Below are 11,569 nucleotides of genomic sequence, written 5' to 3' on the forward strand. Positions count from 1 at the left end.
CTAGTCGTGCACCTTCGCGACGTACTTGGGGCCCTTGACGCCGTAGCCGAGCTTCGCGAGCACCCACCCGACGATGAGACCCACCACGAGCAGCCCGGCCGACGCCCACACCAGGGCCGGCATGTCGAACCAGAAGAACAGCGTGCCGGCCGCGAAGGCGACGAGCATGATGATCACCGCGACCCACGCGGCGGGCGAGTGGCCGTGTCCGGGATCGTGCAGGTCGGTCACTGGGGCTCCTTCTCGAGTGCGCGCGGGCGAGGGCCCGCGGGATGCCCGCGACAGAGCGGGCGGGGTCAGTCTAGCGGGAGGGCGCGGTGGGGTCGTCGCCGTCGCTCAGCGCGTCCCACTCCGCGATGGGGTCGGATGCGACGGCCTCGGTGCGGGTGCGGCTGTACCGCCGCCCCGCGACGGGCCACCGACGGCCCGTGACGACCACGAGCGCACCGACGAGCGCGACGAGCACACCCAGCACGATCGCGACCGTCGGCCACGCGGTCGTGCTCGTGGAGGCGACGAGCGCCGCGACCGCCTCGTGCCCGCTCTCCCCGGTGACCTCGGTGATCGCCGAGGCGGAGGAGGCGACCGGGTCGCCGAGGGTCACCGCGCACACGGCGACGATCGCGGCGCCCACGAGCGCCTCGAGCACGCCGAACACCGCGCGGAACACCGGTCCCGCGAGGGCGAGCGCCGCGACCACCGCGAGCACGGTGAGCGCGAGCGGCGCGAGGCCCGAGGCCGCCACGTCTCCCCCGACCTGCAGCGGGGCCGGATCGCCGCTCGCGGCCGTGAACGTGAAGGTGAACCACGGCTGCGACCAGGCCAGCAGCACGAGCCCGGCGAGCACGGCGCTCGCGGCGAGCAGCATCCCCCGCAGACGGGATCCCGACATCCGCTAGCCGATCCGGCGCATCGCGTTCGCGATCGCCACGGCGCGCAGGGGCGCGGCCGCCTTGTTCTGGGCCTCCAGGTGCTCGCTCGCCGGGTCGGAGTCGGCCACGAGCCCGGCACCCGCCTGCACGTACGCCGTGTCGCCCACGAGCGTCGCGGTGCGGATCGCGATCGCCAGGTCGGCATCCCCCGCGAGGTCGAAGTAGCCCACCACGCCGCCGTAGAGGCCGCGCTGGGCGACCTCCAGCTCGTCGATGATCTCGAGCGCGCGGGGCTTCGGAGCGCCCGAGAGCGTGCCCGCGGGGAAGGTGGCCCGGAACGCGTCGATCGCCGTGGCATCCGCGCGCAGGTCGCCCTCGACGCTCGAGACGAGGTGCATGATGTGGCTGAACCGCTCGACCTGCATGAACTCGGTCACCTCGACCGTGCCGGCCGCGCAGACGCGCGACAGGTCGTTGCGCGCCAGGTCGACGAGCATGAGGTGCTCGGCCTGCTCCTTCGGGTCGGCGAGCAGCTCGTCGGCGAGTTCGACGTCGCGCTCCGGGGTCTCGCCGCGGGGGCGGGATCCGGCGATCGGATGCGTGAAGACGCGCCCGTGCTGCACCTTGACGAGGGCCTCGGGCGAGCTGCCGACGATCGCGTACGGCTCGCCCGCGGGCGTCTCGAGGCTCAGCAGGTACATGTACGGGCTCGGATTGAGCACCCGCAGCACGCGGTACACCTCGAGCGGCGAGGCGGCGAGCTCGTGGTCGAAACGCTGCGAGATGACCACCTGGAAGACGTCGCCGTCGCGGATGAAGTCCTTCGAGCGCACCACGGAGGCCTGGAAGGCCTCGGCGGCGATGCGCGCGCGCGGCTCGGGAGCCACCGTCAGATCCACCTGCGCGAGCTGGGCGGCGCTCGGCTGGGCGAGCGCGTGCTGCAGCGCGTCGAGCCGCTCCTGCGCGTCGGCCCAGGAGGCATCCGGGGTCGTCGCGCCGTCGTTGAGCACGGCGGCGATGAGCGTCGCGGTGCCCGTGCGGTGGTCGAGGGCCACGAGCTCCGAGACGAAGGCGAGCGCCTGACCCGGGATCGGCACCTCGGCGGGCGGCACCTCGGGCAGGTGCTCGAGCTGGCGCACCGCCTCCCAGCCGATGAAGCCGACCAGCCCGCCCGTGAGCGGCGGATGACCGGGCAGCGGCGGGGTGCTCCAGCGGTCGTAGAGCCGGGCGAGAGCCTCGAGCGGCGCGGACGGGGCCTCCGCGCCGAGCGCGCGGGCGGCATCCAGCCCGTAGTCGAGCCAGACGGCGCGGTCGCCGTCGTCGTCCCGCAGCTGGGTGAGCACCCCGAGGGAGCCGGCACCCACGAACGACCAGCGCGACCAGATGCCGCCCTGCTCGGCCGACTCGAGCAGGAAGGTGCCGGGCTTGCCGTCCGCGACCTTCCGGTAGACGCCCACCGGCGTCTCGCCGTCGGCGAAGAGCTCGCGCAGCACCGGCACGACCCGGTGCCCGGCGGCGACGGCGGCGTCGAACTCGGCGCGCGTGGTGGTGGTCACGAGGCGTTCTCCGTGGATTCTCCGATGACGGGGTCGAGCGGGTCGACGTCGAAGCAGCTGTGCGCGCCCGTGTGGCAGGCGGGACCGAGCTGCTCGACCTGGACCAGCAGCGTATCGCCGTCGCAGTCGAGCGCGGCGGCCCTCACGTACTGGCGGTTGCCGGAGGTGTCGCCCTTGCGCCAGTACTCCTGGCGGCTGCGGGACCAGAACGTCACGCGCCCCTCGGTGAGGGTGCGGCGCAGCGCCTCGGCGTCCATGTAGCCGAGCATGAGCACCTCGCGGGTGTCGTGCTGCTGGATGATCGCCGGCAGCAGGCCGTCCGCGTCGAAACGCGCCCGTGCCACGGTGTCGTCGATGGTGTCCGCGGTGCTCATCTGACCTCGATCCCCGCCTCGCCGAGGGCGTGCTTGACGTCGCCGACGGTCAGCTCGCCGTTGTGGAACACGGATGCGGCGAGCACGGCATCCGCGCCCGCCTCGACCGCGGGCGCGAAGTCGCGCGCGGCGCCCGCTCCCCCGCTCGCGATGACCGGCACGCGCGAGAGCTCCCGCATCGCGGCGACGAGCTCCAGATCGAAGCCCGCCTTGGTGCCGTCGGCGTCGATCGAGTTCACGAGCAGCTCGCCGGCGCCCCGCTCGATCGCCTCGCGCGCCCAGTCGAGGGCGTCGCGGTCGGTCTCCGTGCGGCCGCCGTGCGTCGTCACGACGAAACCGGAGGCGGTGCGGTCGGTGCGCTTGACGTCGAGCGACAGCACGCACACCTGTGCGCCGAAGCGGTCGGCGATCTCGTCGATCAGCTCGGGGCGCGCGAGGGCGGCCGAGTTGACGCCCACCTTGTCGGCGCCGTGCCCGAGCAGGCGGGCCACATCCTCCGTCGAACGCACGCCACCGCCCACCGTGAGCGGGATGAACACCTGCTCGGCGGTCGCGGTGACGGTGTCGTACATCGTGGAGCGGTCCTCGACCGTCGCGGTGACGTCGAGGAAGGTGATCTCGTCGGCCCCCTGCTCGAAGTACTTCGCGGCGAGCTCGACGGGGTCCCCGGCGTCGCGCAGCCCCTGGAAGTTCACGCCCTTGACGACGCGGCCGGCGGCCACGTCGAGACAGGGGATGACGCGGACGACGACGCTCATCAGATCCTCGCGGCGTGGATGGCGCTCACCAGGATCGCGCGGGCGCCGATCGCGTAGAGCTCGTCCATGACGTGGTTCATCTCGGTGCGCGGCACCATGACGCGCACCGCCACCCAGCCGGTGTCGCGCAGCGGCGACACCGTCGGCGACTCGAGGCCCGGCGTGATCGCCGAGGCCTGCTCGATGAGCTCCGCGGGCAGGTCGTAGTCGATGAGCACGTACTGGTGGGCGACGATGACGCCCTGGATGCGGCGGCGCAGCGTCTCGAGACCCGGCACCTCCTCGCGCGCGGCGATGAGCACGGCGCTCGACTCGAGGATGACGGGGCCGAAGATCTCGAGCCCCTGCTTCTTCAGGGTGCTGCCCGTCTCGACGACGTCGGCCACGGCATCCGCGACCCCGAGCCGGACGGCCGACTCGACCGCGCCGTCGAGGCGCACGACCGTGGCGGTGACACCCTCGGCCTCGAGGAAGTCGCGCACCAGGGCGTCGTAGCTCGTCGCGACGCGCACACCCTGCAGGTCCTGCAGGGTCTGGTAGCGGCCGATCGGACCCGCGAAGCGGAACGTGGAGGCACCGAAGTCGAGCGCGTCGATCTCGAGGGCGGCGGAGTGCGAGTCGAGCAGCAGGTCGCGGCCCGTGATGCCCACGTCGAGGGCGCCGGAGCCGACGTAGGTGGCGATGTCGCGGGGACGCAGGTAGAAGAACTCGACGTCGTTGCGCGGGTCCGCGACGATGAGCTCCTTCGGGTCGCGGCGCGTGGCGTAGCCGGCCTCGTGGAGCATCGAGGTGGCGGTCTCCGACAGCGTGCCCTTGTTGGGCACGGCGATTCTCAGCATGTCTGTGCTTTCTGTGTGTGAACGGTCATCGGCGGGGATGGCGGTTCACAGATGTCGTTCGACGTCCTCGAGGGTCAGACCCTTCGCGAGCATGAGCACCTGCAGGTGGTAGAGCAGCTGCGAGATCTCCTCCGCCGTCTCGGCGTCGGACTGGTACTCGGCGGCCATCCACACCTCGGCGGCCTCCTCGACGATCTTCTTGCCGATCGCGTGCACGCCCGCGTCGAGCTCCTGGACGGTGCGCGAGCCCTCGGGTCGCGCGACGGCCTTGGCGCTGAGCTCCTCGAAGAGGGCGTCGAAGGTCTTCACCCGGCTAGGTTACCGGGCCGCGGGGGTGGCGTCCGACGCATCCGACCTCATCCGCAACTCAGGAAACGGCGGACATCCATGCCCACCCGGCCGCGAGGCGGCCGAATCTCCTGAGTTGCGGAACCCGGAGTTCCCGCAACTCAGGAAGAAGCCCGGATGCAGCGGCGAACCGACGCCTCCGGGCTTCTTCTCCTGAGTTGCGGAAAGCGCGGGGTGGCTAGCGGACGCCGAGGAGGTCGATCACGAAGACGAGGGTGCGGCCGCCGAGGCGGTGACCGGAACCGGCGGGGCCGTAGGCCTGCGCGGGCGGAACGACGAGCTGGCGGCGTCCGCCGACCTTCATGCCCGGGATGCCGTCCTGCCAGCCCTTGATGAGCCCGGCGAGCGGGAACTGGATCGAGGCGCCGCGATCCCAGCTGGCGTCGAACTGCTCGCCCGTCTCGAAGTCGACGCCCACGTAGTGCACGTCGACGGTCGCGCCGGGGGTGGCCTCCGCGCCGTCGCCGACCTCGAGGTCGGTGATGACGAGCTCGGTGGGCGCGGGGCCCTCGATGAAGTCGATCTCGGGCTTGGTCTTGTCGCTCATGCGTCCAGGCTAGTGCGCGTGCGCGGCGGATGCCGCCTCGCGCAGGCCCGCGATCGCGGCGTCCACGTCGGCGGCGCCGTAGACCGAGGAGCCGGCGACGAAGGTGTCGGCGCCCGCCTCGGCCGCGATGCCGATGGTGTCGAGGGCGATGCCGCCGTCGACCTGCAGCCAGAGGTCGATGCCGTGGCGCTCCGCGGCCGCACGCAGGGCGCGCAGCTTCGGCATCATGTCGGCCATGAAGCTCTGCCCGCCGAAGCCGGGCTCGACCGTCATCACGAGCACCTGGTCGAACTCGGGCAGCAGCTCGAGGTACGGCTCGACGGCGGTGCCGGGCTTGAGGGCGAGCGAGGCGCGCGCGCCGATCCCGCGGATGCGCCGGGCCAGGGCCGCCGGGTCGAGGCTCGCCTCGGCGTGGAAGGTGACGGAGAACACGCCGAGCTCCGCGTAGCCGGGCGCCCAGCGGTCGGCATCCGAGATCATGAGGTGCACGTCGAGCGGGATCGGGGAGACGCGCTGCACGGCCTCGACCATCTGCGGGCCGAAGGTGAGGTTCGGCACGAAGTGGTTGTCCATGACGTCGACGTGCACCCCGTCGGCCGCGTGGATGCGCTCGACCTCGTGCTGGATGTTCGCCCAGTCGGCGGCGAGGATGCTCGGCTGGATGCGGGGTCCGGAACTCACGCTTCGACCCTAGTGAGCAGTTGCACGAACATCGCGTCGGTCCCGTGGCGATGCGGCCACAACTGCGCCGAGTCGGCCGCCGGCAGCCCGAGCGAACGCCGCGCGACGCGCTCGAGCGCGGCCGGGGTGTCGAGGGTGCGCAGCTCCGGGTGCCGCGCGAGCGCGGCCCGCACCTGCTCGCGCGTCTCGGCCGGATGCGGCGAGCAGGTCACGTAGGCGAGCACACCCCCCGGCGCGAGGGCCGCGACGGCCGCGTCGAGCAGTTGCGCCTGCAGCGCGACGAGGGCGGCGAGGTCGTCGGGCGACTTGCGCCAGCGCGCCTCGGGCCGACGGCGGAGTGCCCCGAGGCCCGTGCACGGCGCGTCGAGCAGGATGCGGTCGAAGCGCTCCCCCGCCTCCCCGAAGCGTCGCCCGTCGCCCTCGACCACCTCGGGCGCGTCCGCACCGTCGCCGAAGACGCGCACGGCGTTGCGGACGAGGCCCGCACGCGCCGGCACGAGCTCGTTCGCCACGAGGTGCGCACCCGCGGCGGCCGCCTCCGCGGCCAACAGCGCCGCCTTGCCGCCGGGGCCGGCGCAGAGGTCGAGCCAGCGCTCCCCCGCCGCGATCGGCCGGGCGCGGCTGAGCGCGAGCGCCGCGAGCTGGGAGCCCTCGTCCTGCACGCGCACGCGACCGGCGGCCACCTCGGGCAGCCGGGCCGGGTCGCCGCCGCCCGAGCGCACGGCGAGCGGCGACACCTCGCCCGGGGCGAGGCCCTCCGCCTCGAGCCGGGTGGCATCCGCGAGACCGGGGAGCGCGACGAGCGCCACCCGCGGGGCGTCGTTGTCGGCCGCGAGCAACGCCTCGAGCTCGCCCTCCGCCCCCTCGAGCGCGAGGGCGTCGCGCAGCGCGTCGACGACCCACTCCGGATGCGAGGATGCGACCGCGAGGCGCGCCGATCCCGAGAGCCCCGCGACCGCCCGCTCGCGCCAGGATTCGGGGGTCTCGCGGCTCACCGTCCGCAGCACGCCGTTCACGAATCCCGCGGCCGAGGACTTGCGCGCGCGGCGCACGAGCTCGACCGACTCGTCGAGCACCGCGTGCGCGGCCACCCGCATCCCCAGCAGCTGGTGCGCCCCGAGCCGCAGCACGTCGAGCACGGGCGGGTCGATACGGCCCGCGGGACGGCGGGCCGCCAGCTCGAGCACGCGGTCGTAGTAGCCCTGCATGCGCAACGTGCCGTAGACCAGCTCGGTCGCGAAGCCGGCGTCGGCGGGGTTCAGCTGCGCCTCCCGGATGCGCGCGGGCAGCAGCAGGTTCGCGTAGGCGTCGCTCTCACGCACCGCCGCGAGCACCTCGGCGGCCACCCGCCGCGCGGGCTGGATGCGGCTCATCCGAACACCGAGGTGGCGCCGGCGGGGCGTCCGCGCCACCAGTCGGCGGCGGGCATGGCGCGCTTGCCGGCCGGCTGCACGGTTCGCAGCTCGAGCGGCTCGTCGCCCGTTCCCACGTGCACCGCCTTGCCGCGCTGCGCCAGGGCTCCCGGTGGCAGCTGCGCGGCGCCGTGGGCGATCGCGGCCTCGTGGATCTTGAAGCGCTCCCCGTCGAGGAGGGTCGTCGCGCCCGGCTCGGGGGTCACCCCGCGGATGAGCGCGTCGACACGGGCGACGGGCAGCGTCCAGTCGATGCGGCCGTCGTCGAGGGTGAGCTTCGGCGCGAGCGTCACCTCGCCCTCCTGCGGGATCGCGGTGGCGGTGCCGTCCTCGATCGCGTCGACGACGCCCACGAGCAGGCGGGCGCCGGAGACGCTCAGCGCTTCGAGCAGGTGGCCGGCGGTCTGCACGCGTCCGACGGTGGCGCGCTCCATCGCGAACACGGGGCCGGCGTCCAGCTCCTCCACGAGCTGGAAGACGGCGGCGCCCGTCTCGGCGTCGCCCGCCATGACGGCGCGCTGCACGGGAGCGGCGCCCCGCCAGCGCGGCAGCAGCGAGAAGTGCAGGTTGATCCAGCCGTGCCGCGGGGCGCTCAGCACGGGTTCGCGGATGAGGCCCCCGTAGGCCACCACGACGCCGAGGTCCGCCTCGAGGGCGAGCAGCTCAGCCGTGACGGTCGCGAGCCGGTTGGCCTTGATGACCCGGATGCCCGCCTCCTCCGCGAGCTCGGCGACGGGCGTCGGCGTGAGCACGCGCTTGCGCCCCTGTGGTGCGTCCTCCCGTGTCACCACCGCGACCACCTCGTGGCGCGAGTCGAGCAGCGCCCGCAGGCTCGGCACGGCGGCGGCGGGGCTCCCCGCGAAGATCAGGCGCATCCCCCCATCCTGCCCTGTCCGCGAAAGTACGTCCTTTTGGGGCCGACACGCCGTCAGCGGGCCCAAAAGTACGTACTTTCGGGGACGTCGAGGTCAGAGCTCGTCGAAGGGCTCGGGATCGTCGAAGCGGGCACGCAGCGGGAGGGGGGCACGGCCGGGGCGCGCGGCGCCCGGAATCGGTTTGCGGCGCGTCGCGGCCTGGCGCACGATCTCGCCGCGCACGGCCCGGGCCACCTCGGCACCGTGGGCGTAGTCGAAGCGGATGATGGCACGGGCCCGGCCGTCGGCCACGCGTTCGGCGAGCACGGCCGCCTCGGGGGGCAGCGCACGACGGGCGGCGGCGACCGCGTCGGGCAGACCCTCGAGCGTCGCGACGCGCGCGGCCGGCGGGAAGCCGAGGGCGCGACGGTCCGCGAGCTCGGCACGCGCGAAGGCGCCGACGTTGCCCGTGGAGAGCGCCGTCGCGAGGCGGCCCCCGACTCCGACGAGCATGACGGGCGCGCCGTCCGCCGCGAGGGCGGCCGCATCCGACCACCAGCGCAGGCAGTCCTCGGCGATGCGCAGGGTCTCGCGCGCCACCATCCGCTCGCCGTCGAGCAGCAGCACGGCGCGGTAGCCGCCCGCCGCGACCGGCTCCGCGCCGCGCGTCGCCACCACGAGCGCAGGACGCTCGTCGACCTCGAGCACGCGGCGCTCGCCGTCGGCCACGACGACGCGCGCCCCCGGGAACGCCCGCCCGAGCTCCTCCGCGGTGCGGGTGCTGCCCGCCCCGACGCGCGTGAGCCGCGAGGAGCCGCACTCGGTGCACCGCCAGTGGGTCTCCTCGACCCCGCACCACAGACAGCTCGGCGCCCCGCCCGCGCGCTGCTGCCGCAGCGGGCCGCCGCAGCGTCGGCAGCGCGCCGCCGTGCCGCACTCGGCACAGCGCAGGCCCGGCGAGTATCCGGGGCGTGCCACCTGCACGAGCACCGGGCCCGTCGCGACCGCGGCGGCGGCCTCCCGCCAGGCGATCCCGGGGATGCGGGCGTGGGCGTCGTCGGGTGCCCCCGCCGCGTTCGCCGTCGAGACGACCCGCGCGCGGCGCGGCCGCTCGGGCGCGAGCCGCGAGAGCCAGCCGAGCTCCGCGAGCCGTTCCACCTCGGTCGTGCGGGTGTGCCCCGCGAACACGAGCGCGCCGCCCTGCTGCTCCTGGCGGATGAGGGCCGCGTCCCGGGCGTGCACGTAGGGGGTCAACGGCTCGGCGAGCAGCGGGTCGCCGTCGTTCCAGACCGCGAGGAGTCCGAGCCGGGAGGCCGGTGCGTACACGGCGGAGCGGCCGCCCAGCACGACGACCGGCTCCTCCCCCATCGCGCGCAGCATCCCGCGGTAGCGGTCGGCGTCGGGCTGCCCCGCGTCGAAGCGCACGATGCGATCCGCGGGCAGCAGTTCGCCGAGGGCCGCCTCCAGCTGGCGGATGTCGCGGTGGTCGGGCGCAACGAGGATGGCGCTCGCCCCCCGGGTCACGGTGCGCGCGGCGAGGGCGGCGAGGGCGAGCGCCCAGCGACCCACCCAGACCTCCCCCGCGCGCTCGACGCCCGGGTCGACCTCGAGGGCGGCCCGCCCGCCCGCGAGCAGGGCGTCGACCTCCCCGGTCGCGTAGCCGGGCACGACGGGCGCCTCGCGCTCGAGCGGCGGCGGCTCGGCGCGGCCCGCCGCCCGCGCCGCCAGCCACGCCTTCTCGACCCGCACCTGGCGCTTCGGGATCGCGAGTCGCAGCACGTCGATCGCCGACCCGGCCGCTCGGTCCGCGACCGCGCGCACGAGCCGCCACACCTCGGGGCGCAGCACCTCCGCACTCGACACCACGGCCTCGAGGTCCGAGAGCGGGCCCGGATGCTCCTGCTGGGTCGCGAGCTCGACGACGAAGCCCTGCGTCATCCGGTTCGCGGTGCGCAGCGGCACGCTGACGCGCACGCCGGGCACGACGCCCTCCATACCCGCCGGGATGCGGTAGTCGAGCAGGCGGTCGAGCTGCGGCAGCGGGGTGTCGAGGATGACCCGCGCGATCGTCGGCTCGACGGGAGGCACCGTCAGAGCCCGGCGGCGCTGCGCAGCTCGTCGACGCGGTCGAGCCGCTCCCACGTGAAGTCGGGAAGCTCGCGGCCGAAGTGGCCGTAGGCGGCGGTCTGCGCGTAGATCGGACGCAGTAGGTCGAGGTCGCGGATGATGGCGGCCGGACGCAGGTCGAACACCTCGCGGATGGCGTCGGTGATGACCGCGTCGGACACGGCCCCGGTGCCGAAGGTCTCGACGTAGAGCCCAACCGGGGCCGCCTTGCCGATCGCGTACGCGATCTGCACCTCGAGCCGATCGGCGAGGCCCGCGGCGACCGCGTTCTTGGCCACCCAGCGCATCGCGTAGGCGGCCGAACGGTCGACCTTGGAGGGGTCCTTGCCGGAGAAGGCGCCGCCGCCGTGGCGGGACGCGCCCCCGTAGGTGTCGACGATGATCTTGCGACCCGTGAGCCCGGCGTCGCCCTGGGGGCCGCCGATCTCGAAGCGCCCGGTGGGGTTGATGAAGCGGTTCGCCTGCTCCCACGGCAGGTCGACGCGCTCGAGCACGGGCCGCACGACGAGCTCGAAGAGCTCCGAGCGCAACTGCTCGTTGCCGACCTTCGGCGAGTGCTGGGCCGACATGACGATCGTCTCGATGGTGCGCGGCACGGCGCCCTCGTAGCCGACGGTCACCTGGGTCTTGCCGTCGGGTCGCAGGTAGTCCACCTCGCCGCGGTGGCGCACCTCCGAGAGCCGCTCGGCGAGTCGGTGGGCGAGCCAGATGGGCAGCGGCATGAGCTCGGGGGTCTCGCGCGTGGCGTAGCCGAACATGATGCCCTGATCGCCCGCCCCCTGCTTGTCGAGGTCGTCGAGGCTCGTGCCCTCGCGCGTCTCGAAGGCGTCGTCGACGCCCTGCGCGATGTCGGGCGACTGCCCGCCGATCGACACCGAGACCCCGCAGGAGCGCCCGTCGAACCAGACGTCGGAGGAGTCGTAGCCGATGTCGGTGATGCGCTTGCGCACGATCGCGGGAATCTCGACGTAGCCGGTCGTCGACACCTCGCCCGCGACGTGCACGAGGCCGGTCGTCACGAGCGTCTCCACCGCGACCCGCGCGTGCGGGTCGACCGTGAGCAGCGCGTCCAGGATCGAGTCGCTCACCTGGTCGCACAGCTTGTCGGGGTGACCCTCGGTGACGGATTCGGAGGTGAAGAGACGCAGGGAGGAGCTCACGGACAGCCTGTTTCGGTCGATGTCGTCGAAGGGGTGGAGGT

General features: G+C 74.0%; 13 protein-coding genes. All 13 read right to left on the reverse strand.

From position 1 onward, the window contains the following. The gene (locus D7I47_RS13020; RefSeq protein WP_120763455.1) at positions 1 to 231 is read right to left on the reverse strand and encodes a DUF6704 family protein; all 231 of its coding nucleotides are present in this window, start codon (positions 229 to 231) and stop codon (positions 1 to 3) included. A gap of 70 nt (positions 232 to 301) precedes the next feature. After that, the gene (locus tag D7I47_RS13025) at positions 302 to 892 is read right to left on the reverse strand and encodes a Trp biosynthesis-associated membrane protein (RefSeq protein WP_120763456.1); all 591 of its coding nucleotides are present in this window, start codon (positions 890 to 892) and stop codon (positions 302 to 304) included. A 3-nt stretch (positions 893 to 895) separates the two neighbouring features. Beyond that, positions 896 to 2,428, reverse strand: a complete 1,533-nt coding sequence (locus tag D7I47_RS13030) for an anthranilate synthase component I (protein ID WP_120763457.1) — start codon at positions 2,426 to 2,428, stop codon at positions 896 to 898. Continuing rightward, the gene (hisI, locus tag D7I47_RS13035) at positions 2,425 to 2,802 is read right to left on the reverse strand and encodes a phosphoribosyl-AMP cyclohydrolase (RefSeq protein WP_120763458.1); all 378 of its coding nucleotides are present in this window, start codon (positions 2,800 to 2,802) and stop codon (positions 2,425 to 2,427) included. Before hisI ends, D7I47_RS13030 begins: the two co-directional genes overlap by 4 nt. Continuing rightward, positions 2,799 to 3,560: an imidazole glycerol phosphate synthase subunit HisF gene (gene hisF, locus D7I47_RS13040; protein WP_120763459.1), complete on the reverse strand. Its 762-nt coding sequence runs from the start codon at positions 3,558 to 3,560 to the stop codon at positions 2,799 to 2,801. Before hisF ends, hisI begins: the two co-directional genes overlap by 4 nt. Beyond that, a complete protein-coding gene (gene hisG / locus D7I47_RS13045) occupies positions 3,560 to 4,399 on the reverse strand; it encodes an ATP phosphoribosyltransferase (RefSeq protein ID WP_120763460.1) in 840 nt (279 codons plus the stop codon). The genes hisF and hisG overlap by 1 nt, the downstream gene beginning before the upstream one ends. A 45-nt stretch (positions 4,400 to 4,444) precedes the next feature. Further along, positions 4,445 to 4,708, reverse strand: a complete 264-nt coding sequence (locus D7I47_RS13050; RefSeq protein WP_120763461.1) for a phosphoribosyl-ATP diphosphatase — start codon at positions 4,706 to 4,708, stop codon at positions 4,445 to 4,447. Positions 4,709 to 4,925: 217 nt separating this feature from the next. After that, complete coding sequence (locus tag D7I47_RS13055; protein WP_120763462.1) at positions 4,926 to 5,294, reverse strand: FKBP-type peptidyl-prolyl cis-trans isomerase; 369 nt, start codon at positions 5,292 to 5,294, stop codon at positions 4,926 to 4,928. A gap of 9 nt (positions 5,295 to 5,303) precedes the next feature. Beyond that, the gene (rpe, locus tag D7I47_RS13060) at positions 5,304 to 5,975 is read right to left on the reverse strand and encodes a ribulose-phosphate 3-epimerase (protein ID WP_120763463.1); all 672 of its coding nucleotides are present in this window, start codon (positions 5,973 to 5,975) and stop codon (positions 5,304 to 5,306) included. Beyond that, positions 5,972 to 7,348, reverse strand: a complete 1,377-nt coding sequence (locus D7I47_RS13065; RefSeq protein WP_120763464.1) for an RsmB/NOP family class I SAM-dependent RNA methyltransferase — start codon at positions 7,346 to 7,348, stop codon at positions 5,972 to 5,974. Before D7I47_RS13065 ends, rpe begins: the two co-directional genes overlap by 4 nt. Then, a complete protein-coding gene (fmt, locus tag D7I47_RS13070; protein WP_120763465.1) occupies positions 7,345 to 8,262 on the reverse strand; it encodes a methionyl-tRNA formyltransferase in 918 nt (305 codons plus the stop codon). Before fmt ends, D7I47_RS13065 begins: the two co-directional genes overlap by 4 nt. Positions 8,263 to 8,355: 93 nt before the next feature. Further along, a complete protein-coding gene (locus D7I47_RS13075) occupies positions 8,356 to 10,329 on the reverse strand; it encodes a primosomal protein N' family DNA-binding protein (protein ID WP_120763466.1) in 1,974 nt (657 codons plus the stop codon). Positions 10,330 to 10,331: 2 nt separating this feature from the next. Then, positions 10,332 to 11,528, reverse strand: a complete 1,197-nt coding sequence (metK, locus tag D7I47_RS13080; protein ID WP_227000677.1) for a methionine adenosyltransferase — start codon at positions 11,526 to 11,528, stop codon at positions 10,332 to 10,334. Positions 11,529 to 11,569 lie beyond the last annotated feature (41 nt).

Source organism: Protaetiibacter intestinalis, from assembly GCF_003627075.1.
GTDB classification, from domain to species: Bacteria; Actinomycetota; Actinomycetes; order Actinomycetales; family Microbacteriaceae; genus Homoserinibacter; species Homoserinibacter intestinalis.

Bases quoted from the DNA above. Each gene is read 5' to 3' on its own strand.
- D7I47_RS13025 (WP_120763456.1), bottom strand. From the start codon at position 892: ATGTCGGGATCCCGTCTGCGGGGGATGCTGCTCGCCGCGAGCGCCGTG.
- hisI (WP_120763458.1), bottom strand. From the start codon at position 2,802: ATGAGCACCGCGGACACCATCGACGACACCGTGGCACGGGCGCGTTTC.
- hisF (WP_120763459.1), bottom strand. From the start codon at position 3,560: ATGAGCGTCGTCGTCCGCGTCATCCCCTGTCTCGACGTGGCCGCCGGC.
- hisG (WP_120763460.1), bottom strand. From the start codon at position 4,399: ATGCTGAGAATCGCCGTGCCCAACAAGGGCACGCTGTCGGAGACCGCC.
- D7I47_RS13055 (WP_120763462.1), bottom strand. From the start codon at position 5,294: ATGAGCGACAAGACCAAGCCCGAGATCGACTTCATCGAGGGCCCCGCG.
- D7I47_RS13065 (WP_120763464.1), bottom strand. From the start codon at position 7,348: ATGAGCCGCATCCAGCCCGCGCGGCGGGTGGCCGCCGAGGTGCTCGCG.
- fmt (WP_120763465.1), bottom strand. From the start codon at position 8,262: ATGCGCCTGATCTTCGCGGGGAGCCCCGCCGCCGCCGTGCCGAGCCTG.